Origin of the sequence: Sorangium sp. So ce406 (genome assembly GCF_051474675.1) — a bacterium.
Classification (GTDB): domain Bacteria; phylum Myxococcota_A; class Polyangia; order Polyangiales; family Polyangiaceae; genus Sorangium; species Sorangium cellulosum_G.
Genome location: NZ_CP150340.1, coordinates 1,910,503 through 1,937,362, shown reverse-complemented (window position 1 = coordinate 1,937,362; position 26,860 = coordinate 1,910,503). Strand labels below are relative to the sequence as shown.

Below are 26,860 nucleotides of genomic sequence, written 5' to 3'. Positions count from 1 at the left end.
CCTTTGCGCGTCGCCGGCATCGATCCTGAAGGGCCCCGGCTCGGACCGCTCCGCCGGGGGACATCGGGATCTCCGGGGCGCCGGCGGACGGTCCGCGGGCGTCCCGGAGCGCTACGCTCAGCGCGCCTTCCGGCGCGCTGAGGGCCGGAATCGGGGGAAACAACGATGAAGCTGAAGACGCTCGCGGCCGCGAGCACCGCGTCGCTCGCCGCCCTCGCGTTGCTGACGGCGAGCGGCCTGACGCTCGGCACGGCGTCCATGCGCCGCGAGGTCATGTGCCTCTTCAACCTGGTCCGGGAGGTGCGGTCCGTCATGGAGCTGGAGGTCCACATGCTCTCTCACGAGCGCGAGAGCGCCCGCGTCGCGCTGACCCAGCGCCCGGAGCACGCTCACGCGCGCGAGGCCGCGGAGCGCGAGGTGAGGCGGTGGATCGAGGAGCTCCGCGAGAACCCGGTCACCGCGGAGAACGCGGACGCCTTCAACGCGGCCGAGATCGAGGTCGAGCGTTACCTGGCCACGCGCGCCCGGGTGGACGAGAGGGCGCCCCCTCCGACGGCAGCCCTGGCCGCGTCCGCCAGGGAGACCGATCGCGCCTACGCTGCGATAGAGCGGCTGCTCGCGGCCAAGCTCGAGGAGGCGCAGGTCGCCCGCGGCCGGGTCGACAGGGTGAGCGCGCTGTCGAACGCCATGAGCGTCGCGGCCGTCCTGGCGCTGCTCGCGGGCACCCTGGCGACGCTCTGGCAGAGCAGCAGGTGCCTCTATCGCCCGCTCCTCGCGCTCCGCGCCGCGATCGATCGGTACGGGGCAGGCTCGCACGACGCCCGGGCGCCGCACGGAGGGCTCGACGAGCTGCGCGAGATCGCCGTGGCGTTCAACGAGATGGCCGCCGCGCTGGCCGAGCAGCGCCGGAAGCAGCTCGGGATCCTCGCGAGCGTGGCGCACGATCTGCGCAACCCGCTCGCCGCGCTGAAGCTCACCGTCGACCGCCTGCGGCCGGACCGGCCGCTGCCGCCGGAGGAGCAGCTCAGGCCGATGCTCGCCCGCATCGGGAAGGAGGCCGCGCGCTGCGACCGCATGCTCACGGACCTCATGGACGTCGCGCGGATCGAGGGCGGCGAGCTCGAGCTGCGCACCGAGGTCCGCGACGCGTGCGAGCTCGCCCGCGAGGTCGTGGAGCTCTACCGCCCGGCGGCGACCGCGCACGAGCTCGGGCTGTCGCTCCCCGAGGAGCCCGTCCCGCTGCGCTGCGATCCGATCCGGATCGAGCAGGTGCTCAACAACCTGGTCGCGAACGCCATCAAGTACTCGCCGGGCGGCGGCGCCGTGCGGGTCGCCGTGGCGCGCGAGGGCGCCGAGGTCACCATCGCTGTCTCGGACCGGGGCGTCGGCATCGCGCGCGAGGACCAGGGACGGCTGTTCGAGCGCTACTTCCGCGCGCCGTCGTCGGGCCGCGTGGCCTCGGGCGTGGGCCTCGGCCTGTGGGCCGCGCGGCGCATCGCCGAGGCGCACGGCGGCCGCATCGAGGTGGCGAGCGCCCCCGGCGAGGGCTCGACGTTCACCCTCCACCTTCCCGGCCAGCGTCGCGAAACGGACGCCGGGGTGAGGAGCCCCGAGGAACGCTAGAGCTCGTCCGGATCGAGCTCCCAGCCGAAGACGCCGGGGGTGCGCGCGCGGTGCTTGCCGAGCACCTCGCCGGGGAGCCAGGGGCCGTCGGCGGCCCAGCGGGCGGTGAAGGCGTCGCGCAGCACGAGCTCGGCGAGCTTGCCCCGCGGCGAGAAGCCCCACTCGGCCTCCTGCGAGACGTCGTCCGGATCGGCGTAGAGACGCCAGACGAAGAAGCCGGCGCAGGTGCGCGCGTCGAGGAACGGCGCGATCACCGCGGCGTAGGCCTCGGCCTGCGAGCGCTGGTCGACCACCACGCCCTTCATCCGGTCGGGCCACTCCCACGGGCGCACCGCGGGGTCGCGCCGCGTGGTGTAGCCGATCTCGGTGAGCAGGACCGGCTTGCCCCACGCGCGCGCCACCGCGTCCACCCCGGCCGCCACCTTGCGGCCGCCGCGCAGGAGCTCCTCGAACGACGCGCCCTCGCGCTCGGCCAGCGGGTAGAACGCGTTGATGCCGATGAGATCCAGGGCGTCGAAGATCAGCGTGTGCTCGACGTCGTCCCAGTTCGCCGAGTAGGTGAGCAGCCCCGGGTACACGCGGCGCACCGCCTCGATGATGGGCAGGAAGCTCGCCGCGCGCGGCGTCGTCACCCAGCTCCGCAGCTCGACGCCGACGCTGAGCATCTCGGCGCCGCCCTCGCGCGCGACCTCGGCCCACGTGAGCAGGAACCGGCGGTACGACGCGGCCCAGCGCGCCCAGCCGGCGTCGTCTCCCGGGTCGATCAGCGCGCGCCACTCGCCGCTCTCGACCCAGAGGTGCGGGACGAGCAGCACCTTGAGCCCGCGCGCGTGCGCCTGCGCGATGGCCGCGAGCACGTTGCGCCGGTTCTCCTCGAACGGCGCCTCGAAGACGAGATCGACGCCGGTGCCCTTGCCGTCCCACACGCGGCCGAACGGGGTCAGGCTGATCCAGGTCGCGCCCATGGCCGCCGCCTCGTCCATCGCCCGCCCGCTCGCCGCGGTGCCGTAGCCGCGGCCCGGGTGGCGCTGGTTCTCGATCGGCCCGATCGTCACGCCGCGCACGCCGCCCCAGCCCGACGTGGCCCACCCCGCCGCGCCGTGCGGCAGGTGCTCCGGCGCGATCTTCGGCGCGGCGCTCGCGGGGCGCGCCGGGCCGCAGACGGCCGCCGCCGCCACGGCGAGCGCGGCGCCCGCCGACCGGGCGAGCGCGCGTAGCTCTCGACTCATCGCTGACACGGGCGCGTTTATACCAGGCGGACGGCGCGCGGGATCGCGGACGTCACCCGCCGTCCGGGCGCTGCGCGCCGTCGCTCGCGGCGGGCGGCTGCGGCTCCCGCGCGCTCCCCTCGGGCGGCTGCGCCTCCCGCGCGGCGCCCTCGGGCGGCGATGCTTCCCGTCGGATCGCGTCGCGCTGCTGCCGTGCCCGCTCGGTCGCCTCGCGCCACTGCCGCTCGCGCTCGATCTTCGCGCGGCGCAGCCGCTCGCGCTCGACCTCGTCGTAGATCACGTCGGGGCGCGACGGCCGGTACGGACCCCCCGGCGCGGCCTGCGGCGCCTCGCCGCCCGGGCGGGCGGCCTCCGGGCCCGCGACGCCGTCGGCGCCCGGCTCGGCCGCCGTCGGCTCCGGAGGGAGCTCGGTCGCGGGCTCCGGCGTGGGCTCTGGCGTGGGCTCCGGCGTCGGCCGAGCGGTCGCGGCCGGCCGCCGCGACGCGGCCGCGGAACGCACCGCCTGGACCGCGCGCCCCTCGACGCCCTTCGCCGCGGGCGGGACGCCCTTGCCGGCGTCGAGCGTGCGCGCCTGCACGAGCCACACCCCGATGAGCCCCGCGAGCAGCCCGAGCCCCGCGGCGGCGACCGCGAGCCGCCGGGGCCACGGCGACGGCGGGCGGCGCACCACCGTGAGCCGCTCGGTCTCGGCCGGCGCGCGCGCGTCGATCGTCGGGGTGACGCGCGGCGCGGCGTCGGTGCTGACCCGCTGCGCGCCCCGGCCGGCGAGCGGGACGGGCGTGTCCTCGCCCGAGGGGCGCTGCCCCGGCCCGTTCGCGGCCGGATCGGAGGGGCGCTCCGGCGCGCTCACCGTGAGGACCGGGGGCGGCGTGCGGCTCGCCCGGAGCTGCTCGCCGCCGTCCCACGACGCGCCCGCGTGCGACACCAGCGTGACGTCGGAGTGACGGGTGCCCGCGGCGGCGTCCCACTTGGCCGTCGTCTCGAGGTCGCGCAGGAGGTCGTCGGGCGACATCCTCGGCAGGTCGGCCAGCGTGTCGGGCGCCCACTCGTCGACGGCCGCGGGGGCCGGCGTCGCCATGCGGACCGTTTCATCCTCTGCCCGGAGCACCTCCCACACGCGCTCGGCCGCGTCCTCCGCGCCCTCCCCTCCGAAGCGCGCGAGGGCGAAGGCGAGCTTCGCGACGTCCGGGGGGCGCGCCCCCGGGTCCTTGTCGAGGCAGCGCAGCAGGAGCGCCCTGAGCTCGACGGGCTCGACGTGCGGCGGGAAGGGCGAGGGCGGCTCGTTCAGGACCCGGGTGCAGATGTCGAGCTCGGTCGGCGCGTCGAACGGGCTCACGCCGCAGAGGAGCGCGTACGCGACCGCGCCGATCGACCAGATGTCGACGCGCTCGTCGATGCCGCCCGCCGACCGCATCTGCTCCGGCGCCATGTAGAGCAGCGAGCCGCGCATCGCGCCCGAGGCGGCGTTCGGGCCCTCGCTCTCGACGCCGCAGGCGACGGCCGAGACGCCGAAGTCGAGCACCTTCACGCTCGGCGCGCCGGCGCCGATGCTGAGGAACAGGTTCTCGGGCTTGATGTCGCGGTGGAGGAGCCCGGCCGCGTGCGCCTCGGCGACGGCCTCGCAGATCTGCAGGAGGTACTTCACCGCCTCCCTCACCCGGAGCGGGCCGCGGCGGTGCAGGTAGCCTGTGAAGTCGGACCCCTCGAGGTACTCGCTGACGATGAACGGGGCGCCGCCGTCGACGCCGACGTCGAGCACCCGCGCGACGTACCTGCCCGAGAGGGCGCGCGCGGCGCGAGCGCCCCGGAGCAGCCGCTCGACGGCGTGCCGGTTCTGGGCGATCGCCGGATCGACGCGCTTGAGCGCGACGTGCCGGCCCGACTCGAGATCGGTCGCGAGCTGGACGACGCCCAGACCGCCGGCGCCGATCCGGGTCTCCACGGCGTACCTGCCGGCGACGACCTCCTGTTTGCCGGGGACGCCCTCGGGCGTCCGCGGCGCATCGGTCCGCTCCCGTGCGGCCGCGCGATCCTCTGCTCTGGGCTTCAGCGACGTCAACGCACTGCCTCGGTGTGTCCGCGAGCTCCGCGGAGAGAGTCAAAACTGTCCTAGGAATAGCAGACTCAGAGTGCTGCTATCGCGTCCATGACGTGTCGTCTAGCGACACCTCCGCACGGAAATGCCCTTTCCGTGCACAGCGTGCTGGCCGGCCAGCCGGCCGGCTGGCCGGCCAGCGTTCGCTGCCGTCTGCCGCGCAGCCATCCCCAGCCGTGCAGTCCATGCGCCGTCCTGGCCATCCGGCCATCGGGCCATCTCGCGGGCGGGCCGCGCCGCGCCGCCCCGCCGCTCGGCTCACGGCGGGAGCCCCAGCGCGAGCGCCACCAGGTAATCGATGCCGCTCATGACCAGGACGATCGCGGAGGTCGACGCGACGCCGAGTCCGAGCGCCGCCGCCGCGCGCCAGCGCCGTGTCCGGCGCGCAATCAGCCGCCCGCGCTGGACGCCGCGCGTGACCCAGCACCACCCGAGCATGGACAGCGGGCCGAACGCGTAGAGAGCGGCGCCCCACGTCGCTCCGTTCCAGCAGGCATTGCGCTGTTCCGTCGTGAGTCGCCGGCGGTCCCAGAGCTGGAGCGCGAGCGGCAGCGCGATGCCGAGCGCCATCTGGAGTGCGAGGCGCAGAGCGCTCATGTCGCGCACCGAGGCGCCGCGCCCGAGCGCCGCTCAGGCAACACCGGACAGGCGCTGTCCACTCGAGTACGCCGCAGCGCGTCGCGGCAGAGCTCGGGTGAGCGACGCGCACGTCGTCGCTGTCCGCGCGCGTCGAGGAAAGCGCCGCGAAAATCGCGTACCGGCCTTCTCGTTGCCGACGGGGGTTGATACGAACGAGGGATGACAACGACTGAGGCAGGGGACATCAGGAACGTTGCAATCATCGGACACAAGGGGGCTGGGAAGACATCGCTTGCCGAGGCGCTGCTGTACGTCGCGAAGGCGACAACCAAGCTCGGCAAGGTGGACGACAGGACGAGTGTCCTCGACGACGCCGCCGAGGAAAAAGAGCACGCTTGCTCGTTCGAGGCGAGCGTCGCGCACCTCTCCTGGGGAGGAAAGAAGATCAACCTCGTCGACACGCCGGGAGAGGGGAGCTTCCTCGCCGAGACGCGGCTCGCCCTCGCGGCGGTCGACGCGGCGATCCTCGTCGTGAGCGGCAAGGACGGCGTGCAGCCGATCACCGAGCGCGTCTTCGGCTGGGTGAGGGAAGCGAAGCTGCCGTGCATGATCGTGGTCACGAAGGTCGACGCCGAGAACGCGCGGCCCGACGAGGTGCTCGCCGACGTCCGCGCGCGCCTCAAGGCGCCCCTCGCGGTGATGGAGGAGCGCGTCGGCGACGGGCTCCAGTACCGCGGGGTCGTCGCGATCCGCACGCGGAAGGCCTGGCTCGACAAGCCCGAGGCGCCCGCCGCGGCCGCGGGCTCCCCCGTGCCGGCCGACGTTGCGGCCGCCGTGGAGCGCGCGCGGGGGAAGCTCGTCGACGACGTCGCCGGCAGCGACGACGATCTCACCGAGAGCTACCTGAACGAGGGCGATCTCACGCAGGAGCAGCTCGATCAGGGGCTCCGCGCCGCGGTCCGCGGGGGGGTCCTCGTCCCGGTCTACTTCGCCTCCGGGGTGCGCCCGAGCGGCGTCGCCGCGCTGCTCGATGGCATCGTCGAGCTCGTTCCGCCGCCGACCGAGCACCCGGCGTGGAGCGGCGTCGTCCCGAGCGGCAAGCCCGGGGCCGCGCCGCAGCCGGCGGAGCGGCCGGCGTCGGCGGAGGCGCCGGCGGCGGCGTTCGTCTTCAAGACGTCGATCGATCCGCACGCCGGCCGCACGTCGTTCGCGCGCGTGCTCTCCGGCGTCGTGCGGCCCGACGCCGCCCTGATCAACGCGAGCACGGGCGCCTCGGAGCGCCTCGGCAAGATCCACACGGTGGTCGGCAAGGACCACAAGCAGGTGGACGAGGCGCGGGCCGGGGACATCGTCGCGCTGCACAAGCTGAAGGCGACGCTGAGCGGGCACACGATCTGCGACGAGAAGCAGCCGTTCCAGCTCGGCGCGCCGGAGCTGCCGCCGGCCCTCTTCTCGCGCGGCGTGCGGTTCGACGCGAAGGGCGGCGAGGACAAGGTCGGCAACGCGCTCCACCGGCTGACCGAGGAGGACCCGGGGCTCAGCGTGCACCAGGACGCGTCGACCCGCGAGCTGGTCGTCTCGGGCCTGGGCGCCCTGCACCTGGAGATCACGGTCGAGCGCATCCGCCGGCGGGTCGGCGTCGACTGCCGGCTCGGCCCGCCGCACATCGCCTACAAGGAGACGATCACGCGGAGGGCCGCCGGCGTCGAGGGCAAGCACAAGAAGCAGACCGGCGGCCACGGCCAGTTCGGCGTCTGTTACATCGACATGGAGCCGCTCTCGCGCGGCGGCGGCTTCGTCTTCGAGGACGCGGTCGTGGGCGGCGCCGTGCCGCGGCAGTTCATCCCCTCGGTCGAGAAGGGCGTCGTCAAGGCGATGTCGAAGGGCGTCCTGGCCGGCTACCCGATGGTCGACGTCAAGGTGCGGCTCACCGACGGCAAGTACCACGACGTCGACTCGTCGGACGCGGCCTTCCAGATGGCCGGCAGCAAGGCCTTCAAGGCCGCCGCGGCGCAGTGCGCCCCGGTGCTGCTCGAGCCGATCGTGCGGCTCTCGGTGACGGTGCCGAGCGCCACGATGGGCGACATCATCGGCGACATCAACAGCCGACGCGGCAGGATCATCGGCACCGATTCCGTCGAGAGCCAGACGGTCGTGAACGCGTTCGTCCCGCTCGCCGAGGTGCTCGAGTACGAGTCGAAGCTGAAGAGCATGACCCAGGGCAAAGGCACGTTCACGATGAGCGTGGAGCACCTCGAGATCTGCCCGCCGGTGGTGCAGGACAAGGTGATCAAGGAGAGCGGCTTCAAGGCCGAGGCCGACGAGGACTGACGCCGCGCCTCGCAGCTCGCGCCCCTCACGAGCCGCACCGTGGGCCCGCGGAGGGCGCGCCCGCCTAGGGATGGATGTGGACGATGGTCCCCTCCCCCGTCGCCTTCCCCGCGCTGACCCCGTGCCACCCCTCCGGCACCGGCGGGTCGGTCCACAGGAACACCCGGCGCGCGTCGAGCGGCGACAGGTTGATGCACCCGTGGCTGCGCGGCTTGCCGTAGTCGTCGTGCCACGGCGCCGCGTGGATCGCGTAGCCCGCCTCGAAGTACTGCACCCACGGCACGTCGCGGAGCTCGAACTTGTTGTCGACCTCGTGCGCGTCCATCGTCGTCGTGACGTGCTTGTCGCGGATCCGGAACGTCCCGCGCACCGTCGAGAACGTCTTCTTGGGGTCGCCGAGCCCGTCGCGGCCCGTGGCCGCCGCGGTCGCGTAGACGGGCTTGTTGCCCTCGTAGAGGATCAGCGTCTGGGTGAGGATCGAGATGTCGATCCACTTCACGTTCCCCTGCGCGAACGACGGCAGCTCCGAGGGCTTCACCGCGATGGCGACGTCGGAGTCGCGCACCCACGTCCCGTCCTTCGCCTCGACGAGGCGCGCCCCGCCGACCTTCTTCGAGCGCCCCGTGAGCTGCACGGCGGTGTGCCAGGGCAGATCGCCCGCCTTCTCCATCTCGCCGCCCGAGATGTCGTAGCGCTTCGCGTCCTGCCGGTGCACGAACGCGAGCGGCAGCTCCCAGCCCTTCGTCATGTCGACGCCGTGGAACGTCGAGCCGCGCGCGGGCTTGAGCTTCGAGGTGGGCACGAGCCGCGCGTCGGTGGTCAGCGCGAAGCGCCGCCCGTTGTCGCCCATGAAGGTGTCGATGAGCGCGAGCCCCGCCTTGCGCGCGATCCGGTTCGTGATGATCGCGTAGCCCGGGACCTTGAAGGACGAGATGTTCGGGAGCTGCCGCCCGCCCTTGAAGAACCAGGGGATCTCGTCGCTGCCGTTGCCGCCGAAGAGCTCGCTGTCGCCGAGCTCGGGCGGCTCCGCGGGCGGGTCGCCGACGGCGTTGCCCTGCGCGTCGATCGGCACGTCGTTGGCGCCGACCTTGACCTCGTCCCACTTCTTCTTGAGCTTCTTGTAGCTGCGGAGGTGCCGCTCGAGGCTCATCTCGTACTGGAACTGCTCCTTCTTGGACGGCATCCGGTAGTAGTTCGGCGCGATCGCCCGGACGAACGCGTACGGGTACGGCATCGGCTTCGACAGGTCGGGCCGCCGCGTGAGCGCCCGGAGGATCGGGTGCTGCATGTCGATCGTGGCGTCGCCGTCCGCGCAGACGTACCCGGCGGGCAGCACGCGGTAGTAGCCGCCCTGGCAGTCGTCGAACGCGGCCGGCTTCTCCCCGCGGGGCGCCGTCCCGCCCGCGCGGAGGTAGCCGAGCTTGGCCGAGCGCCGGTCCGCCTTCTCGTAGATGGGCGCGACCATCTGCACGGCGCCGATGCGGGGCCCGTCGGGGCGCGGGATGGTGGCGGGGTCGTTCTCGGCGGCCGTCTGGGGCGCGGCCCCGGAGAGGCTGACGATGCCCTCGGGCGTGGCGCTCTCCCCGCTGCTGCAGGCCGGCAGGACCGGCAACGCGAGGGCGGCGACAGCCAGGGCAAGCGGGAGGGGGCCGCGCGCGGGGGCTTCGATCGCAGAGCTTCGCTGTCGGGCATCCATGACCCGGGGATGCCGGACAGACGGGCCGGTGGCCAAGTTTTGGCCTGCGACGCGCGGCCGCAGGGCGGGCGGCGGCCGCGACGCGCGGCGTGCCCGGGGCCATCGCGGGGGCGCCCCCTCGACGAAGCGCGGCGTCGGTGCGCGATGGTGCTGGAATGGGGTTGCGCTGGAGCCCGGCGTTGGGTAGGTTCGGGGCCCTCGCGAAACCCCGCGAGAGTGCGCCACTAGCTCAGCTGGATAGAGCGTCGGCCTCCGGAGCCGAAGGCCAGTGGTTCGAATCCACTGTGGCGCGCAGGGTTCTCGTCGGTCCCGTCGCAAGAGCGACGGTGCAGGCCGCACCGCGGTGCGTTGGTGTTCGCCGTCCTCCTGCGCGGGCGGCCGGGCTGCCATGTCCACCGGACACAGCGGGAGGGTGCCCCCTTGTGCCTCTACGCCGTCCTGGTGAGCACCATCTCGGTCGACGTGAACGGCGGCGGCGGCAGGTCCGCGCGGCGCTGGAACCCGAGCCGCGCATAGAACGCGTGCGCGTCCTGGGTGCCCAGGTGGACGCTCCGCGCGCCGCGGACCGCCGGGTGATCGAGCAGCAGCCGCACCACCGCCTCGCCCACGCCGAGGCCGCGCAGCGACGGGGCGACCATCACGTCGAACAGCCACGCGCGCTTGCTCCCGTCGCCGATCGCCCGCCCCGTCGCCACGAGCCGGCCCGCGCCGTCGCGCGCGCCCACCCACGCCGACGATCCGAGCTGCGCGCGCGCGAGCGCCTCGCGCGGCACGCCCTGGTTCCAGTAGGCGCCCTCCAGCAGCTCGACGGCCGCGTCCACGTCGCGCGGCCCGAGCGCGCACGCGAGCGCGCAGCCCGCCGGCGCCCGCAGGAGCTCCGGCAGCGGCGTGTCCGGGCACGCCGCGCGGAGCAGCTCGATCGCCGCGGGATCGCCCGGCGCCCCCCGCTCCCAGAGCCGCGCGAGGAGCCGCGACCGCTCCTCGGGCGTGCGGTTCTGCGCGAGCTTCGCCTTGCCGTCGAGCCGCTCCAGGGGGACCGCGAGCACGAGGATCCCCGCGATCGCCTTGCGGTAGAGCGGGCTCGCGGCGTCGAGCGGCGCGTACCCGCCCTCGGGCTGGTACTTTCGCATCAGCGCCTCGAGCACCTCGGCCTTGTGATCCGGATCGTCCACGCGCGCGATCACCCCGTGCGCCTGCGCGCTCCGGTACAGCGTCGTCGCCGGGCAGGCGCGCTCCGGATCGGTGAAATAGCTCGGGATCGACGCGACGATCTGCTCGCACGACACGACCGCGGGCCGGCCGACGGCCTCGGTCTTCTCGCCCGCGGGCGCGCCGTGGAAGGCGATCGCCCCCCGCACGATCACGCCGTGCACCGTCCGCAGCACGGGCTCGCCCTCCGCGGTCGTCGACGCCACGTGCACCACCGGCGCGTGCCCGAGGAGCGCCTCGGCCTCCGCGCGATCCATCCGGAAGATCTCCCTGCGCATGGGCGGAGAGTGCCGCGCAGGTGGTCCACGCAAAAGATCCGGTCCGGCGATTTCTGCTAGACCAGTCCGCATGGCCTGGGAGCTCTCGCTCGCGGTCGATCCCGCCTCTCCGCAGCCGATCTTCCTCCAGATCGCGCGCGCCCTCTCCGACGACATCCGCCGCGGCCGGCTCCGCGCGGGCGCCGAGCTCCCGGGCAGCCGCGCGCTCGCGCGGTCGCTGTCGGTCCACCGCAACACCGTCCTCGCCGCGTACCGCGAGCTCGCCGCCGAGGGCTGGATCGAGGCGAGCGCCGCGCGCGGCACCTTCGTCGCGGCGGAGCTGCCGGCGCCGGCGCCCCGCCGCTTCGCCCGGCGCGCCGCCGCCCGGACCGAGGCGCCGGCGAGGCTCGGCTTCGACCTCGGCGCGACCTCCCTGCGGCCCTTGCCGCTCGCCGCCGAGGGCACGCTGCGCATGAGCGGCGGGCTACCCGACATGCGCCTCGTCCCGACCGACGCGCTCGCGCGCGCCTACCGCCGCGCGCTCCGCGCCGAGGCGAAGCGGCTGCTCGACTACGCCGATCCGCGCGGCCACGAGCGCCTCCGCGCCGCCCTCGCCGCGATGCTCTCGGCGGTGCGCGGCCTCGCCGCCGGGCCGGAGTCGGTCCTCGTCACGCGCGGCAGCCAGATGGCGATCGACCTCGTCGCGCGCGCGCTGATCGCGCCCGGCGACGCCGTCGCGGTCGAGTCCTACGGCTACCGCCCCGCGTGGGAGGCGCTCCGCCTCGCCGGCGCGCGGCTCGTCCCGGTGCCGGTCGACGCCGCGGGCCTCTCCGTCGACGCGCTCGCCGAGCTCGCCGAGCGCGAGCGCGTGCGCGCCGTCTACGTCACCCCGCACCACCAGTACCCCACGACCGCGGTGCTCGCGCCCGGCAGGCGCATCGCGCTCCTCGAGCTCTGCCGGAGCCGCCGCGTCGCGGTCATCGAGGACGACTACGATCACGAGTTCCACTACGACGGCCGCCCGGTGCTCCCGCTCGCCAGCGCGGACACGGCCGGCGTGGTCGTCTACGTCGGCACGCTCTCGAAGATCCTCGCCCCCGGGCTCCGGCTCGGCTTCGTCGTCGCGCCCGAGCCGCTCATCGAGCGGCTCGCGCTCCACCGCGCCTTCGTCGACCGGCAGGGCGATCACGCGGTGGAGCGCGCCGTCGCCGAGCTGCTCGAGGACGGCGAGGTGCAGCGCCACGCGCAGCGCGCGCGGCGCATCTACCGGGCCCGGCGCGATCTGCTCGTCGAGGCGCTCCGCGCGCGGCTGGGCCACGCGCTCGACTTCCGCGTGCCCGCGGGCGGCATGGCGCTGTGGGCCCGGGTCGACGCCGCGATCGACGCGGACGCGTGGGCGGAGCGCGCGCTCGCGCGCAAGGTCGCGTTCTCGGCGGGGCGGCGGTACGCGTTCGACGGCAAGAGGCGACCGTTCCTGCGGCTCGGCTTCGCGGCGCTGGACGAGGGAGAGATCCGCGAGGCCGTGGAGAGGATGGTCAAGGCGATCTGAGCCGCCAGTCCGGCAGCCGGCTCACCACCCTTGCGCAGCGAGCTCGCGCGACAGCCGGGAGATTCCCTCTCTCGCTGTCCGGCGGCCGTCGACCGTCCTTGCGGGCGACGGGAGCACATCGAAAAAAACTCGGATTCTCCCCGTGAGCCTGTGGCTCGTTGATGGACTCCTCACCGGCGACCCCGCCCACCACCACGCCTGCGAGGAGGCCAACATCGCTCGGCCGCCCCTGATGCGGTCGAGGCCTCTCCTGTCGATTTCACCGAAGCCGATATTTTTCAGCCTTGCTTGACAGAGCATTTCTCACGTCCTACTACCTCGCCCAGTCCGAGGCAGCAGACGAGGGCGCAGCTCCTCCAGCGAACCACGTCGGGCTTTGCGCGCCTGGGGCAGGGGGTCGGCTCTGCGTCGAGATCGCCGCGTGCCATGGACTTCCTTTTATCCGAAGAGGTTGATTCATGAGACGATTCGACGGACTGGGTGTTCTCCTCGCTCTCGCGGCGTCGGGCTGCGCGGTATCCACCGAGATGGACGGCGCGGCGGCCGGGACAGCCGAGGCCGAGATCGCGCCGGAGGCGGTGAGCGCGGCCCCCGCGGCGCTCGGCCAGGGGCCCCAGGGCGCGGCGCCCCCCGGCGCCGCATGGATCGATGAAGGCGAGCCCCCGACCGACACCCCTGCTCCGATCGCCGAGGTCGGGGAGAGCTGCGGCGGCTTCACGCGGGGCCCCGCCCCCGTCTGCGCCGAGGGGCTCTATTGCGACTACACGCTCGAGGACGTGTGCGGCTGGGCGGACGCGTCGGGCCTCTGCGCGGAGCGACCTGCGTCCTGCACAGAGGAGTACATGCCTGTCTGCGGCTGCGACAACCGGACTTACGCGAATGCCTGTCTGGCCGCGATGGACGGCGTCGCCGTCTACACGAAAGGCGAGTGCGCCGGCACGCCCAAGAGCGAGTGATCGAGCGCGCTTGACCGCGCACGCGCCCGCTTGCACGATCCTACGTAAGGGGGATCACAATGAATGGCGCGGTGCTCTACGACCTCGCGATGCGGCTGCCGCTCGCCGTCCTGATGCTCTATAACGCCCTGTTCGTCGGGCGGGATATCCATGCTCATCTGTTTCTCTCGCGCGGGCCCGCGGGGCTCACGTACGGGACGACGCTGGCCGCGCTCCTCGCGACGGAGGCGTACCTGCTGCTGGTCGCGACGCTCACGCTGGTGCGCCTCCGCCCGCTGCGCAAGCTGAAGGGCGTCGTCCCCCGCGTCACCGCGCTCGTCGCCGGCCTGCTGCCCGCGAGCCTGGCGTGGCTGCCCAAGATCCCGCCGACACCAGGGCGCCAGGTGCTCGGGGCGCTGCTCATCACCGCGGGGCTGGCGCTCGCGCTGGTCAGCCTCGGGTGGCTGGGCAAATCGTTCAGCGTCATGCCCGAGGCGCGCCGCCTCATCACGAGCGGTCCGTACCGGCTCGTGCGCCATCCGGTCTACCTCGCGTCGTTGATCCAGGGCGCCGGGGTGATCCTGCTCTATCCGTCCCTGGTCGCTGTCCTGATCTACACGGTCGAGCTGGTCCTGCAGGTCGTGCGCATGGGGTACGAGGAGCGCGTGCTGCGCGAGACCTTCCCCGAATACGACGACTACGCGCGCCAGACCTCCGCGCGGCTCGTCCCCGGCCTCTACTGACGAGCCGCTCGCCTCGGTTTTACCCCCCTCGAGTCACCCCTGGAGCGCGCGATGTGCCGCCGGCGCTCCGATGCAAAATGCCACGCCTGTCGCAGGGGCGCCCGGCGCAGCGCAGGGCGCGAGACGGGCGCGCCACACCGCGGCGCACCGCGGTGGACGAGGCTTCATGAAGAGCCGGGCGGGCAGCGAGCAGATCTCGAGAGGAAAAACGCCTCGACGGACTGAGCGCTGAGCGTGAACAAGCGCGGACTCGACCGGAGACCCGGGGAACGACGGCGCCGTCAGGGGACGGACTCGGCCGCTCAGCGGGACGGTTCCATGACGCGACCGATGAACAGGATCGCGCCCGTCGCGGTGTCGCGGATGAAGAAGAGGAACGGGCGGTCGAAGCGGATCGTGGCGGGCTCGGGCGCCGACGTCTCGCCGATGACAAGCCCCGTCGCCGCCGCCGCCTCGGTGCCCGCCTCGTTCACGGAGATGAACGCCTTGTGGACCACGTCGGTGATGAAGAGGCCGCCTTGGGCGTCGATCCCCGAGAAGTCCGCGAGGCCGGTGAAGGCGAGGGGCATCCCGAGCTGCACGAGCGGATCGACGAGGTCCAGACTCGACTCGAACTTGAACCTCGGCAGCGTCATCGTGACGCTCCGCGTCTCGAGCGAGGCGAAGACGCCCTCGAGCCACTCCGGCTGGATCTCCAGGAAGCGCGCCCCGCCGGCGCCGGCCGACGGGAGCACGAGCACCATCGACAGCTCGCCGCCGTCATAGGGCAGCTCCAGCGCCTCGAAATCGTCGCCCTCGCCATGACGGACCTGCGCGCTGTTGCTCATCATCGGCACGGAGACCGCAGAGCCGTCCACCAGCGTGAAGTCGCCCGGGGCCGTGTCGTCCTCGTCGAAGGGGAACTGCCATGCTGCGTTGAAATAGACGGCGTTCGTCAGCACCAGCCGGGTCACGGGCTGGATGGCGCCCTCGGGGAGGATGTCCTTGATCCGGTCCTCTGTCCGATCGGCCACCCAGCCGTTGATGATCCCGCGCGCCTCGTCGGGCGCCTGCGCGAAGTCGACGACGTGCAGCCCGGCCCCGTAGCTCTCGGCGAGCACGTCGAGGAACGACGGCGCGAACGAGGAGCCGACCTGCCCCCAGAGCGCGTTGGCGACGTTGAGACGGAACCCCTCGCCGTCCTGCCCCCCGGCGCCCTTGCCGCGGCTCGCGAGCGCCAGGCCGAGCGCGTTGAACGCCGGGTGCAGCCGCTCCTGCGGCAGCGTGAAGCGGAGCGCGCGCGACATTTGCGCCTCCGTCTCGCCTCGTGCGCCGGCGTACGTCATCGCGAGCGCGCTCGACACGCTGTACGGCGAGTAGATGAGGTTGCTCGACCAGCTGGAGACCCTGCGGTAGAGGTCGAGCGCAAAGGTCGTGTTGCCGGCGACGAGCGCCTTCGCGTCGGCCTCCGGCACGGCAGGCTCGCGGTCCCGCGGCTTGTCGGAGGTGACGACGCAGCCCGCGGTGTCGGCATCGCTGCACGCGGGCGGCGAGGGCTGCGGCTCCGGATCGGCGCTCCTGGGGGCGCAACCCGCGACGAGCAGGGAAAGTGGCAAGACGGCGGCGGGGATCGAGGGGCTACGCATGCCGCCCGGCAGAGCAGAGGGCATGCCGGAGCGCCAGGACGGGCCGCAACCCGGGTGAGACGGGCGCGCTGGCGGGGCCGCAACCGGGTTGTGCCGAGCGCGCCGGCGGGGCCGCTGTAGGGGCGCATCGAGCGCGCCGGGCCGGGCCGCAGCCCGGGCGCGGCGAGCGCCGGACCGGGCCGCAGCCCGGCGCGCGGCGCAGCCACCGACCGTGATCGCGGGGCCCGGGACGGCGCACTGTGGCGCACGCGCCGGCGGGCGAGCCGTGCGCCGCGGCCACGCGTGGTAGCATCGCGCTGGACATGTCGAGAGAGCGAGAGGCGGCCCTGATCGAGGCGCGGCGACCGTGATCGTGCTCGTGATGGGCGTGAGCGGCGCCGGAAAAACCACGGTGGGGCAGCGCCTCGCGCGCGACCTCGCCTGGGAGTTCGTCGACGCCGACGACCTCCACCCCGCCGCCAACGTCGAGAAGATGCGGGCCGGCAAGCCGCTCGACGACCAGGACCGCGCGCCGTGGCTCGCCGCGCTCGCGGCGTGCATCCGCCGCCTCCTCGACGAGGGGCGCGACGCCGTGATCGCCTGCTCGGCGCTGAAGGCCGCCTACCGCGCGCAGCTCCTCGTCGATCCCGCGCAGATGCGCCTCGTGCACCTGACCGGCGACCCCGCGCTGATCGCCGCGCGCCTCGCGTCGCGGTCGGGCCACTTCATGCCGGCCGGCCTCCTGGCGACCCAGCTCGCCGCGCTCGAGCCGCCCGAGGACGCCCTCCGCGTCGACATCGGCGGCACCCCGGACGAGATCGCCGCCGACGTGCGCCGCGCGCTCGGCGTGTGAGCCGGGCGCGCGGCGCGCACCGCCCTGCCGAGCGCGCGCCGCGCGCCGCCTTGCCGAGCGCGCGCGGTCAGTCCCGTTCCGCCATGCGGCTCAGGAACAGCGCGCCCTGATCGCTGGAGAGGCGCTCGCTCCCGAGCTCGATCGCGCCCCGGAACGATCCGGCCAGCATCGGCTGCTCCCACGGGTCGAGCTCCAGCCCGGAGAACTGGACGTCGGCGCCGAGGCGCTGCGTCCACTGCTCCTCTCCGTCCTCGCTGAGCCTGGCCGTCCATGCGCTGCACGACGCGGGCTCCGCGGCGTTGCACAGCGCGTCTCCGGCCAGCACCACGCTCTGCTCGGTCGCCGTGACCTGGCGGGGGCTCTGCGCGTCGTAGCGCTTCACCCAGAGCACCTCGCCGTCGTCGTCGATCTTGGCGACGAACGGCCGCGGCCCGCCCGGCAGATGGGCGTCGCCGAAGACGCCGCTGCCGGAGAGCAGCACGGCGCCGTCCGGATCCACGGCGACGTCGTACGCCATCTCGAGCTGATCCGGCGAGCCGCGGAACCGCTGGTGCCACTCGACCTCGCCGTCCTCGTCCAGCTTGGTGACGAACGTGGCCGAGCCCCGCGCGTCCTGGGCCGCGATGAACGCGTTGCCGTCGTCGTCGACCTCGATGCCGATCTCCTCGGTGTCCGAGCCGCTCGGCGGCAGGCTGACCCACTGGAAACGGCCCGCGGCGTCCAGCCGGACGACGAAGGTGCCGAGGCCCCGCCGCTCGATCCGCACGCCGCCGACCGTCGCGGCCCCCTCGAGCTTGCCGAGCACGAGCACGCCGCCCTCGCCGTCCCAGGCCAGCGCTGTGCCGCCCAGGATGGCGTCCTCCTCCCCGGAGATCTGCACCGCCCAGCGGGCGGTGCCGGTCGGGCCGAGCTTGGCGACGAACAGATCGTTGCCCCAGGACGACGCCGCGGTGAGCTGGCGCGTCCCGAGGTCGATGGCGCCCGAGAAGGAGCCGAGCACGAGCGCGTTGCCGCCGTTGCCCGCGACGACGTCGATCGCCCGCTCCGTCGCGGCGCCGCCGAACCGCTTCGCCCAGATCAGGTCGCCGCAGGCATCGAGCCGCGCCACGAAGGCGTCGGACTCGCCCGCGCTCTCCAGCCGGGTGCCGCCGAAGTCGAGCTCCCCCTCGAACGAGCCGGCGAGCAAGGCGCGGCCCGCCGTGTCGACCGCGAAGCCGCGCAGGATCGCGCCCGATCCGGGGAACTGCCGGACGAACGACCGCCGCCGGCACGCCGGCTCGGACCGCGCGTGCATGCCGGGCTCGGCCACGCCGGAGGGGATCCCGCCGCGTTCGACCGCGGCGTCCTGGCACACCCCCGTCGCGTCCGCTGCGCCCGTCCCGCACATCCCCGAAGGCGATCTGTGCTCCGCGTTCGCCCCCACGGGGTCGAGGCCGTCGCGCCACGGCTCGCCCTGCGCCACGCCATCCGCCCCTCCCGAAGCGCAACCAGCTCCCCAGCAGATGACCCCACAAAGCGCGCTCAACGCCCCCAAGACAGACCGCATACGGCACTTCTCCTCTCCCGCATCGAGCGGGCAGGCTGGAAACATTGCAGGATGTGGACCAGGGCCCCTCGCTTTCAAACTTATCCCCACTACACGCAATCCAATTTTTCTGGGTCCATGCGAACTCATCTGGGACGGGAGAACGCGATCGGGTAAAACCGCCTCATGCCCTCTTCACGCCGCCATTTCCTCTCGCTCACCGCCGCGGCGGGCTCGATGGCTGCGCTCGGCTGCTCGGCGCCGGCCAGGCTCAGCGCGCCGGCTGCCGCCGGCCCGGGAAGCGGCGCATCGCGCGGCCCCGAGCCGAGCGAGCCGTCCACGCCGCAGCCGCCCTCGCCTTCGGGGAAGAAGACGCTGCTCGTCCTCGGGGGAACAGGCTTCCTCGGGCCGTCCGTGGTCGAGGCGGCGAAGGCGCGCGGCTATACGGTCACCCTCTTCAACCGCGGCAAGACGCGGCCTCACCTCTTCCCCGATATCGAGAAGCTGCACGGCGACCGGGACCCGGCCAAGGGCGACGGGCTCAAGGCCCTCGCCGGCCGCTCGTGGGACGCCGTCATCGACAACTCCGGGTACGTGCCGCGGATCGTCAAGGCGTCGGCGGAGCTGCTCGCCCCGAACGTGCGACAGTACGTGTTCATCTCGAGCCTCTCCGTGTACGCGAGCCACACGACGCCAGGCGAGGACGAGACGGCCCCTGTCGCGACGATGCCCGATCCCACCGTCGAGACGATGGGCAAGGAGTTCGAGAACTACGGCCCTCTCAAGGCGCTCTGCGAGCAGGCCGCCGAGGCCGCGATGCCCGGCCGGGTCACGCGGGTTCGCCCGGGCTTCATCGTGGGTCCCGAGGACCCGACCGACCGATTCACGTACTGGCCTGTCCGCGTCGAGAGAGGCGGAGAGGTCCTCGCGCCGGGCGCGCCGCTCGACCCGATCCAGATCATCGATGTCCGCGATCTGGCCGAGTGGCTCGTCACCGTCGTGGAGAGCCGGACGACAGGCATCTTCAACGCCGCCGGGCCCGGAGAGCCGCTCACGATGGGCGGGCTGCTCGACGCGTGCAAGGCCGCCTCGGGATCGAGCGCGCGCTTCACGTGGGTCAGCGCGAAGTTCCTCGAGAAGCCCTCCGGCGAGCCGGTCGACCTGCCGATCTGGGCGCCCGCGGAGGGCGAGACCAGGGCCTTTCACCTGCGCAGCGCCGAGCGCGCGCGCAAGGCAGGGCTCAAGTTCCGCGCCGTGCAGGACACGGTCAAGGACACGCTGTCGTGGTGGAAGACTTTACCGCCGGAGCGGCAGTCCAGGCCGCGGGCGGGGCTCTCGCCGGAGCGCGAGGCCGAGCTCCTCGGGGCCTTCCGCGCGTGGCGAGCGCAGCCGAAGAAGACCGGGGCACTGCCACCGTAGCGCACCCGTGCCGCTTTCAGGTAGGATGCCTGAGCACGACGCCAGCGGACGTCGCGCCGCTGGGGGAGCCCGTGTCGCGGGCGACGTCCCTCCATGGTCCCCTACCCCTCTACGATCACGAAGGAGCTCCCTGTGAGCGAAGGGGCCGCCGCGCGGACGCCCGGAGCTCTCTGCCGGCGCCCCCGCGATCGCCTCGGAGATCGTGATGAAGCTCCTCTGCAAGCCGGCTGACGAGCGCTATGCGGGCGCGCAGGCGCTGAAGGTCGATGTCGAGGCGTGCCTGCGGCGCTGGGACGCGCGCGCGGGCACCGTCTCGTGGGACCTCGGGGCCCTCGCCGAGGCGCAGCGCCTCGACGACGGCGCCTCGTCCACCCAGCGCACGCTCGACCGGCTCTCGCCCGCCGCGCGCCGCGCCGTGGCGCTCGGCGCCTGCATCGGCCACGAGCTCGACGCGGCCACGCTCTCGCAGCTCGCCGAGCAGCCGCAGGCCGAGGTGAACGCGCTGCTCCGCGAGGCGGAGAGCGCCGGCATCCTCACGCCGCAGCGCGACGACGCCGCGCCCGAGCCGCTCGACGATGACGCGCTGCGGCTGCGCTTCCTGCACGACGGCGTGCACCAGGCCGCCTACGCCGCCCTGCCGGACGCGGAGCGGCGCGCGGTGCACCTGCGCCTCGGGCGCATGGCCGAGGCGCGGTCGCAGCGCCAGCGCTCGGACGAGGCGCTCTTCGAGGCGGCGCAGCACCTGAACCTCGGCGCGACCCTGATCGTCGAGCCGCGCGAGCGCGCGGAGCTCGCGGCGATGAACCTCACGGCAGGCCGCAAGGCGAAGGAGCGCGGCGCGCCCCCGGCGGCGGCCGACTTCTTCGAGGCCGGGATCTCGGCGCTGCCGGACGGGTGCTTCAAGGAGGACCACGAGCTCGCCTTCTCGCTGCACGCGGAGGCGGCCGAGTGCGCGCACCTCGCCGGCCAGATCGAGCGCGCGGAGGCGCTGCTCGAGGTGCTCGCGGCCGAGGCGCGCTCGGACCTCGAGCGCGCCCGGGCGCACGAGCTGCGCATCACGGTGCACACGACGCGGGGCCAGATCGAGAAGGCGCTGGCGCTCGGGAAGACGGCGCTCGCGCTGCTCGGCGTGCCCCTGCCCGAGGACGGGGCGGCGGCGCGGAAGGCGGCCGCGGACGCCGAGCTCGCGGCCGCGCGCACGGCGCTCGGCGCGCGCCGGCTCAGGGACCTGCTCGACGAGCCCGAGACGTCGGACGCCCGGACGCGCGCGGCGCTCCGGCTGCTCATGTCGCTGACGCTGCCCGCGGCGCTCGTGAGCCCGCCGCTCTTCGCCTTCATCGCGGCCAGGCAGGTCAACCTGTCGCTGGAGCGCGGGCACGGCGGCGTGTCCGCCTACGGCTACATGGCGTACGCCTGGGTCGCCGCGCGGGCGTTCCGCCGCTACGACGAGGCCTACGAGCTCGGCGAGCTCGCGCTCGAGATGGGCGATCGGTCCGGGCAGCACGAGCTCTCGTGCCGCCTCCGCCTCCTGCTCGGCGCGCACGTCAGCCCCTTCGCGAAGCACCTGCTCTCGAGCCTCGATCTCTTCAAGGAGGCCCACGAGGCCGGGATCAGGGCGGGCGATCTCACCTACGTCGCGCAGGCGTGCGTCCATACCGCCCTGGTCCGCTTCGGGCTCGGCGACGAGTGCGAGGCGGTGCGGGACGAGGTCGACGGGTTCCTGGCGATGGCGCGGGGCGCGCGGGAGGAGCTCGCCGTCGCGGCGCTGACCAGCGCGCGGCGCGCGCTCGACGAGCTGATGGATCCGTCGCGCGGCGGCATCTCGCGCGCGCCGGACAGCCGCGCGTTCCACGACGCGGCCCAGGAAGAGCGGCTGGCGGCGCCGAGCTACAGCGCCGTCGCGCTCATCCATTGCGCGCTGCGGCAGCAGCTCTGCTTCCTCCTGGAGGACTACGAGGGGGCGCTGCGGATGGGGTCGCTGGCGGAGGCGAAGGTGCAGGGCGGGGTCGGCGACCACCTCGCGACCGAGGTCTTCTTCTACGCGTGCCTCACGCAGCTCTCCCCGGCGCTGTCGCGCGGCCGGCAGCTCAGCGCCGTCTCGCTGGCGAGCTACAGGGACCGGCTCTCGGCGTGGGCGGACCAGTGCCCGGACAACTACCGTCACAAGCACCTCCTCGTCCGCGCGGAGTCCGCGCGGGCCGCCGGCGAGGAGCTCGCCGCGATGAAGCTCTACGATCAGGCGATCGAGGCGGCGAAGGTGAACGGCTTCGTGCGGGACGAGGCGCTCGCCAGCGAGCTCTGCGCGAAGTTCCACCTGGCGAGCGGGAGGGAGCGGATCGCGCACGTCTACATGATGGACGCGCACGAGGGCTACGCGCGGTGGGGCGCGACGGCCAAAGTGCGACAGCTGTCGCGAAAGTACCCACACCTCGTGGCGCGCATGGGGATCCTCGGGCAGCCGAGCCGGCCGGCGGAGGGGTCGATCCCGCCGAGCGTGGACCGCGGCGGCGCGCTCGACGCGATGGCCGTCCTCCGCGCGTCGCGCGCGCTCAGCGGGGAGCTCGTGCTCGAGCGGCTCTTCGAGCGGCTGCTGCGCGTCCTGAGCGAGAGCACGGGGGCGCGGCGGGCCGTGCTGCTCCTCGCGGGCGACGGGGCGCTGACCGTGGAGGCCGAGCGCACGAGCGATCCGGAGGTGGTCCGCGTCGGCCCCTCGACGCCGCTCGAGGAGGCCGCCGGTCTCGCCGCGAGCGTCGTCCAGCACGTCGCGGAGACGCAGCAGCCGGTCGTCCTCGGAAGCGCGGCGACGGACGAGCGGTTCGCGGAGGACCCGTACGTGATCGAGGCCGGAGGGAAGTCGATCCTGTGCCTGGCCATGACGCACCAGGGTCGCCTCGCGGGCGTGATCTACATGGAGAACGACGCGACCGCCGGGTACTTCCGCGCCGGGCAGGTCGAGCTCTGCGGGCTGCTCGCGTCGCACGCGGCGGTCGCTGTGAACAATGCGCTGCGCTACCGCGAGGCGCAGAGCGCGTCGAACGAGCTACGGCGCGCCAACGAGGCGCTGGCGGCAGAGGTCGAGCGGCTCACCGAGGAGCTCCGCCACGCGGGTGGCCGCGAGGGGCATGGCGCCTAGGACGGCGCCGACCAAGCCCTCGTCCTGGGTTGGGCCGACATGGCCCCTCCCCACGCCGCGCGACGAACAGGGTTTCCTCGAGCCTACTGTCCTGGAGAGCGGCCTTCACCCGCCGCGCGATGGAGAGGGGCGCCTCGCCATGACGCGGGCATGACACCGGTGTCGCGGTTCGACGCCGGCGTGACATTGATTTCGCGGTACAGGATGAGGGCTTGAACCGCCAACACGCTGCCATCAACCCAAGGTCCTCCTGGCGATCTGCTGGACCCGGGGCGATGCGCCCGGCGCAACCGAGCCCAACGATGGATCCATGTGGGGTCGGCGCGCTGCGAAAGCCGTGTGCCGCAATGCAAAAAAGGCGCACCAATGCGCGAAAGGGGCGTGGCAGCGGGGCTGCGCGGCGCGACAGCACGAGCATCCCTGGACGCAACTCCGCCCTCCAGGCCGGATTGAACCGGCACCGCGGGCCGATGTGCTGAGGTGAAAAGTGCTCGGGATCTCGGGGGAACGAGGGGAGGCAAAGCATCTCCCGCCCCCCGGCCCTCCCGCGATCCCCTTCCGGGTCAGGAAGGGGCTCTTCCCTCGCCACCCGCGTCGCGGGCCCGGCGAGGGAAGAGCGCTACAGGCGAGCTGGGCTCAGGCGCCGCCGCCCGCGCCGCCGGCGCCGCCCGCGCCACCCGCGCCACCCGCGCCACCCGCGCCACCCGCGCCGCCAGCGCCACCCGCGCCGCCAGCGCCGCCAGCGCCACCCTCACCGTCGTCGCCGCCGTCGCCGTCGTCGCCGCCGTCGCCGTCGTCGCCGCCATTGCCGCCCGTGCCGGAGGCGGAGCTCGACGAGCTGGTCGAGCCGGTCGAGGGCGGATCATCGGCGTCATCGCCGCATCCCGCGCCGATCATCATCATGGTTGCGCCAAGCAGCAGCGCGCTTGCAAAGATGCTCTTCGAAGCTTTCATGTATCGTTCTCTCCGTTGGGTTGTTCCCCCCCAAAGAATGGCTCGGTACAGCCCCGCGCCGACCACTGCGCCACACCCCTGCGCAGGTCGAGCATGCGGAAAAGTGCATGAAATATGCGCTGGCGAGCCCCACCAGCGCTCACATGCAGCGGCTCGGTGTCATTCTCCCGACAATTCCGTTATTGTGGATGATAGGCCACCATACTGGATTACGCAAGCTTTTTGTCTCACTGCATCATCGTTGCATGTGCGCATCTCACCGCGAGCGCCCGCCGGTCAAGCACATTCGCGGACACGCCCGGACACATATCGAAGTGCATCGTGGGCAGTGAGCGACGGTTGTCGGGGCGTCCGTTATAACGGATAAACCTCCTGAGGTGAAGCCCCGTGAGTGGGAGCCCTGCTCGATCGAGCGAGGTGGCCGAGCACCGCCGGCGCGCGCGCAACGCGAACCGAGCAGCGCCGCGGGCGAGCTTCGTCTGGCTCCCGCTGTGGGGTTGGCTCCGGTCTGATCATGAGACGTCACGTGAGCTGCAAGTCCCAGGCCTGAAGCTCGCCGGGCTCGGCGCTCCGCGCTGCGCTCGCCGTCGCGTCCTCATCCGCGCTGCGCTCGCCGTCGCATCTGCGAGGAGCGCCGTTGTCCGTTCTGGTGAGCGTGGGACTCCCCGAGGCGCTATCGACCTCGAGCGCCCCCGGGAGAGCTCAGGAGCAGTGAGCGAGCACGAGGAGGGCGAAGGAGATCCCCACAAAGGATGCTCCGTTACCTGAGGGCCCTTCGTACGTTCCCCGAAGAGCAGCGGGGTAGAGGGCGCGTGAGGCTTCGTACCCCACGGCCTCCCGTGGGCCGTCAGGGGTTGATCTCCTCGCTGGCGCCGTGCTCGCGCGCGGAGGACAGCTCGCCGGCGCGGGCCCTCGCGGCGAGGCTGGCCACGGCGGCCACGAGGGCGGCGGGCTCGATCGGCTTCGTGGCGTGCATGTGGAAGCCGGCGTCGAGGGCGCGCTGCTGATCCTCCTTGCGGGCATAGGCCGTCAGCGCCAGCGCGGGCAGATCGCCGCCGGCGTGCGGCGGGCGCTGCCGGATGGCGCGGATGAGCTCGTAGCCGTCCTCGCCCGGCATCGCGATGTCGCTCACGAGCACGTGCGGGCGGGCCGCGATGAACGCCGCGAGCGCCTCGCGGGCCGACGCGACGGCCGTCACCTGGGCGCGGTGCTGCGACAGCACCTCCTGGAGGAGCTCCCTCGCGTCCGCGTCGTCCTCGACGAGCAGGACGTGGAGCCCGCCGAGATCGGACGAGGTCTCGGAGCACGCGTGAGCGGCGTGCGCGCGCGAGCGCGCCTCCCGCGGCGCCCCGGCCAGCAGGGTGCGCCCGATCCCGAGCAGCGGCAGGCGGACCACGAACGTCGCCCCCTTCTGGAGCCCGGGGCTCTCGGCCACGACCGAGCCGCCGTGGGCCTCCACGATGTGGCGCACGAGGGACAGGCCGATGCCGAGCCCGGCGTGCGACCTCCGGCTCGTGCTGTCCGCCTGACGGAAACGCTCGAAGACGAAGGGCAGGAAGTCCGGCGCGATCCCCTCCCCGGTGTCGCGCACCGTGAGCTCCGCGTAGGCGCCGGCCCGCCGCAGGGAGACGAGGATGTGATCGCCGGGGCGCGTGAACTTGAGCGCGTTCGACGTCAGGTTCGAGACGACCTGCTGCAGCCGATCCGCGTCGCCGTTCACCTCGATCGCGGGGTCGAGCGAGACGTCGATCGTGAGCCGCTTCGCCTCGGCGGCCGGGCGGATCGCGTCGATGGCGACCTCGACGACGGACGCGATCGACATCGGCGCCGCGCTGATGCGCAGCTTGCCCGTCGCCACCCGCGAGACGTCGAGGAGATCCTCGATGAGCTTCGTCTGGGCGGCCACGTTGCGCTCGATCACCTCGAGGCCGTGGGACACCCGCTGCTCGTCGAACGGCTCGCTGCGCAGGAGGTGCGTCCAGCCGAGGATCGCGTTGAGCGGGCTGCGCAGCTCGTGGGAGAGCGTGGCGAGGAACTCGTCCTTCAGGCGGCTCGCCTCGCGCGCTTCAGCGTGGACGCAGTTCTGGATGGCGATCGACGCGAGCTGCGCGAGCTGCACGAGGACGGTCTCGTCGTCGTCCGAGAACTCGCCGTCGCGCCTGTCCGAGAGCTGGATGCACCCGATGTTCTGTCCGTCCGCCGCGGTGAGCGGCACGGCGAGGTGCCCCCGCGGCGGCGGCGTGCTCCCGCCCTCGTCCAGCCACTCCGGGTGCAGCGCGAGCTCGCGCTGCGTCATCCGGAGCGGCCTGTTCCTGCCGCACACGAACGCGCACAGCCTGCCGGCGATGGTGGGCGGCGCCTCCTGCTGGAACGTCGCGTACCGCTCCGAGAGCGACACCGCGGTCCGCGCCCGCTCACCGGGCTTCTCCAGCTTCACGAGCGTCATGGCCTGATGGGCGCAGGCGACGTCGCGCGCCGCCTCCGTGATCGCCGCGACCATGGCGTCGAGCGACAGGGCAGAGTTGATGGTGAGCGCGGCGCGGTTGAGCCGCTGGAGCTGCTCGGCGTGGGCGCGCAGCGACTCCGCCTGGAGCCGGATCTGCTGCGTCTTCTTGAAGAGATCGACGAAGACAGACACCTTGGTGCGCAGGACCTCCGGGGCAAACGGCGTCATGATGTAGTCGACGGCCCCGAGCGAATAGCTGCGCTCGACATAGAGGCGGTCGTTGTGCGCCGTCAGGAAGATGATCGGCGTGTGCCGCGTGCTCCGCCGCTGGCGGACGAGGGTCGCGGTCTCGAACCCATCTATCTCCGGCATGTTGATGTCGAGCAGGACGACCGCGAACTCCTCCTGAAGGAGGCAGCGGAGCGCCTCCCTGCCAGACGCCGCCTTGACGATGTTCTCGCCGAGCGGCGCGAGGACAGCCTCCAGGGAGAGGAGCTGCTCGGGCCTGTCGTCAACGACCAGGATGTTGACTCTGCCTACTTCTGCCCGCATCCCGCGTCTCCTTGCCCCCACCCCGACGTCAGCGCCGTCGCCCGCCTCGCAGCATCGTCAGTAAGTCGCTTCTGTCCACCGGATCCAGGCAGGATCTGGGGCACTTGCGCGAATACGCCGCCCGAGGA

At 73.2% G+C, this 26,860-nt stretch carries 17 protein-coding genes and 1 tRNA gene; 9 read left to right on the top strand and 9 right to left on the bottom strand.

Annotation, left to right across the window (positions count from 1 at the left end; genetic code table 11):
* Positions 1–165: 165 nt before the first annotated feature.
* A complete protein-coding gene (locus tag WME96_RS07125; protein ID WP_437289412.1) occupies positions 166–1,623 on the top strand; it encodes an ATP-binding protein in 1,458 nt (485 codons plus the stop codon).
* On the opposite strand, the gene WME96_RS07120 is transcribed toward WME96_RS07125, so the two are convergent.
* The 3 genes from WME96_RS07120 to WME96_RS07110 all read right to left on the bottom strand — a co-directional run bounded on the left by WME96_RS07120 (position 1,620) and on the right by WME96_RS07110 (position 5,544).
* On the bottom strand, positions 1,620–2,852 hold the full coding sequence (locus WME96_RS07120) for a glycoside hydrolase family 113 (RefSeq protein WP_437292283.1): 1,233 nt from the start codon (positions 2,850–2,852) through the stop codon (positions 1,620–1,622). The two genes, WME96_RS07125 and WME96_RS07120, sit on opposite strands and share 4 nt — an antisense overlap.
* A gap of 52 nt (positions 2,853–2,904) precedes the next feature.
* A complete protein-coding gene (locus WME96_RS07115; RefSeq protein ID WP_437289411.1) occupies positions 2,905–4,911 on the bottom strand; it encodes a protein kinase domain-containing protein in 2,007 nt (668 codons plus the stop codon).
* Positions 4,912–5,205: 294 nt separating this feature from the next.
* The gene (locus WME96_RS07110; RefSeq protein WP_437289410.1) at positions 5,206–5,544 is read right to left on the bottom strand and encodes a transcriptional regulator; all 339 of its coding nucleotides are present in this window, start codon (positions 5,542–5,544) and stop codon (positions 5,206–5,208) included.
* Between the two features lie 201 nt (positions 5,545–5,745).
* On the opposite strand from WME96_RS07110, the gene fusA reads away from it, so the two are divergent.
* Complete coding sequence (gene fusA, locus WME96_RS07105; RefSeq protein WP_437289409.1) at positions 5,746–7,857, top strand: elongation factor G; 2,112 nt, start codon at positions 5,746–5,748, stop codon at positions 7,855–7,857.
* Between the two features lie 64 nt (positions 7,858–7,921).
* On the opposite strand, the gene WME96_RS07100 is transcribed toward fusA, so the two are convergent.
* Complete coding sequence (locus WME96_RS07100) at positions 7,922–9,469, bottom strand: L,D-transpeptidase (RefSeq protein ID WP_437289408.1); 1,548 nt, start codon at positions 9,467–9,469, stop codon at positions 7,922–7,924.
* Positions 9,470–9,771: 302 nt separating this feature from the next.
* On the opposite strand from WME96_RS07100, the gene WME96_RS07095 reads away from it, so the two are divergent.
* A tRNA-Arg gene (locus WME96_RS07095) sits at positions 9,772–9,845 on the top strand.
* Between the two features lie 136 nt (positions 9,846–9,981).
* Here the strand turns inward: WME96_RS07095 and WME96_RS07090 are convergent.
* Positions 9,982–11,040 (bottom strand): GNAT family N-acetyltransferase, encoded by a 1,059-nt coding sequence (locus WME96_RS07090; protein ID WP_437289407.1) that lies wholly within the window; start codon positions 11,038–11,040, stop codon positions 9,982–9,984.
* A 70-nt stretch (positions 11,041–11,110) separates the two neighbouring features.
* Here WME96_RS07090 and WME96_RS07085 point away from each other — a divergent pair, with 70 nt between their 5' ends.
* The 3 genes from WME96_RS07085 to WME96_RS07075 all read left to right on the top strand — a co-directional run bounded on the left by WME96_RS07085 (position 11,111) and on the right by WME96_RS07075 (position 14,246).
* The gene (locus WME96_RS07085) at positions 11,111–12,568 is read left to right on the top strand and encodes a PLP-dependent aminotransferase family protein (RefSeq protein WP_437289406.1); all 1,458 of its coding nucleotides are present in this window, start codon (positions 11,111–11,113) and stop codon (positions 12,566–12,568) included.
* Between the two features lie 458 nt (positions 12,569–13,026).
* Complete coding sequence (locus WME96_RS07080) at positions 13,027–13,524, top strand: Kazal-type serine protease inhibitor family protein (RefSeq protein ID WP_437289405.1); 498 nt, start codon at positions 13,027–13,029, stop codon at positions 13,522–13,524.
* Positions 13,525–13,583: 59 nt separating this feature from the next.
* Positions 13,584–14,246: a methyltransferase family protein gene (locus tag WME96_RS07075; RefSeq protein WP_437289404.1), complete on the top strand. Its 663-nt coding sequence runs from the start codon at positions 13,584–13,586 to the stop codon at positions 14,244–14,246.
* A 302-nt stretch (positions 14,247–14,548) separates the two neighbouring features.
* Here the strand turns inward: WME96_RS07075 and WME96_RS07070 are convergent, their stop codons facing one another.
* Complete coding sequence (locus WME96_RS07070; protein ID WP_437289403.1) at positions 14,549–15,871, bottom strand: serpin family protein; 1,323 nt, start codon at positions 15,869–15,871, stop codon at positions 14,549–14,551.
* Between the two features lie 346 nt (positions 15,872–16,217).
* On the opposite strand from WME96_RS07070, the gene WME96_RS07065 reads away from it, so the two are divergent.
* On the top strand, positions 16,218–16,703 hold the full coding sequence (locus WME96_RS07065) for a gluconokinase (RefSeq protein WP_437289402.1): 486 nt from the start codon (positions 16,218–16,220) through the stop codon (positions 16,701–16,703).
* Positions 16,704–16,770: 67 nt separating this feature from the next.
* Here WME96_RS07065 and WME96_RS07060 read toward each other — a convergent pair whose 3' ends face one another.
* The gene (locus WME96_RS07060; protein WP_437289401.1) at positions 16,771–18,165 is read right to left on the bottom strand and encodes a hypothetical protein; all 1,395 of its coding nucleotides are present in this window, start codon (positions 18,163–18,165) and stop codon (positions 16,771–16,773) included.
* Between the two features lie 249 nt (positions 18,166–18,414).
* On the opposite strand from WME96_RS07060, the gene WME96_RS07055 reads away from it, so the two are divergent.
* The gene (locus WME96_RS07055; RefSeq protein WP_437289400.1) at positions 18,415–19,647 is read left to right on the top strand and encodes an NAD-dependent epimerase/dehydratase family protein; all 1,233 of its coding nucleotides are present in this window, start codon (positions 18,415–18,417) and stop codon (positions 19,645–19,647) included.
* Between the two features lie 205 nt (positions 19,648–19,852).
* Positions 19,853–22,780, top strand: a complete 2,928-nt coding sequence (locus tag WME96_RS07050) for a GAF domain-containing protein (RefSeq protein ID WP_437289399.1) — start codon at positions 19,853–19,855, stop codon at positions 22,778–22,780.
* 636 nt (positions 22,781–23,416) lie between these two features.
* Here WME96_RS07050 and WME96_RS07045 read toward each other — a convergent pair.
* Both WME96_RS07045 and WME96_RS07040 read right to left on the bottom strand, forming a co-directional pair.
* A complete protein-coding gene (locus WME96_RS07045) occupies positions 23,417–23,734 on the bottom strand; it encodes a hypothetical protein (RefSeq protein ID WP_437289398.1) in 318 nt (105 codons plus the stop codon).
* Positions 23,735–24,581: 847 nt separating this feature from the next.
* Entirely contained in the window at positions 24,582–26,732 is a 2,151-nt protein-coding gene (locus tag WME96_RS07040) for a response regulator (protein ID WP_437289397.1), read from the bottom strand.
* Positions 26,733–26,860 lie beyond the last annotated feature (128 nt).

Coding starts and splice junctions, on each gene's coding strand:
- WME96_RS07125 (WP_437289412.1), top strand. CDS start 166: ATGAAGCTGAAGACGCTCGCGGCCGCGAGCACCGCGTCGCTCGCCGCC.
- WME96_RS07120 (WP_437292283.1), bottom strand. CDS start 2,852: ATGAGTCGAGAGCTACGCGCGCTCGCCCGGTCGGCGGGCGCCGCGCTC.
- WME96_RS07110 (WP_437289410.1), bottom strand. CDS start 5,544: ATGAGCGCTCTGCGCCTCGCACTCCAGATGGCGCTCGGCATCGCGCTG.
- fusA (WP_437289409.1), top strand. CDS start 5,746: ATGACAACGACTGAGGCAGGGGACATCAGGAACGTTGCAATCATCGGA.
- WME96_RS07090 (WP_437289407.1), bottom strand. CDS start 11,040: ATGCGCAGGGAGATCTTCCGGATGGATCGCGCGGAGGCCGAGGCGCTC.
- WME96_RS07085 (WP_437289406.1), top strand. CDS start 11,111: ATGGCCTGGGAGCTCTCGCTCGCGGTCGATCCCGCCTCTCCGCAGCCG.
- WME96_RS07080 (WP_437289405.1), top strand. CDS start 13,027: ATGAGACGATTCGACGGACTGGGTGTTCTCCTCGCTCTCGCGGCGTCG.
- WME96_RS07075 (WP_437289404.1), top strand. CDS start 13,584: ATGAATGGCGCGGTGCTCTACGACCTCGCGATGCGGCTGCCGCTCGCC.
- WME96_RS07070 (WP_437289403.1), bottom strand. CDS start 15,871: ATGCGTAGCCCCTCGATCCCCGCCGCCGTCTTGCCACTTTCCCTGCTC.
- WME96_RS07055 (WP_437289400.1), top strand. CDS start 18,415: ATGCCCTCTTCACGCCGCCATTTCCTCTCGCTCACCGCCGCGGCGGGC.
- WME96_RS07050 (WP_437289399.1), top strand. CDS start 19,853: ATGAAGCTCCTCTGCAAGCCGGCTGACGAGCGCTATGCGGGCGCGCAG.
- WME96_RS07045 (WP_437289398.1), bottom strand. CDS start 23,734: ATGAAAGCTTCGAAGAGCATCTTTGCAAGCGCGCTGCTGCTTGGCGCA.
- WME96_RS07040 (WP_437289397.1), bottom strand. CDS start 26,732: ATGCGGGCAGAAGTAGGCAGAGTCAACATCCTGGTCGTTGACGACAGG.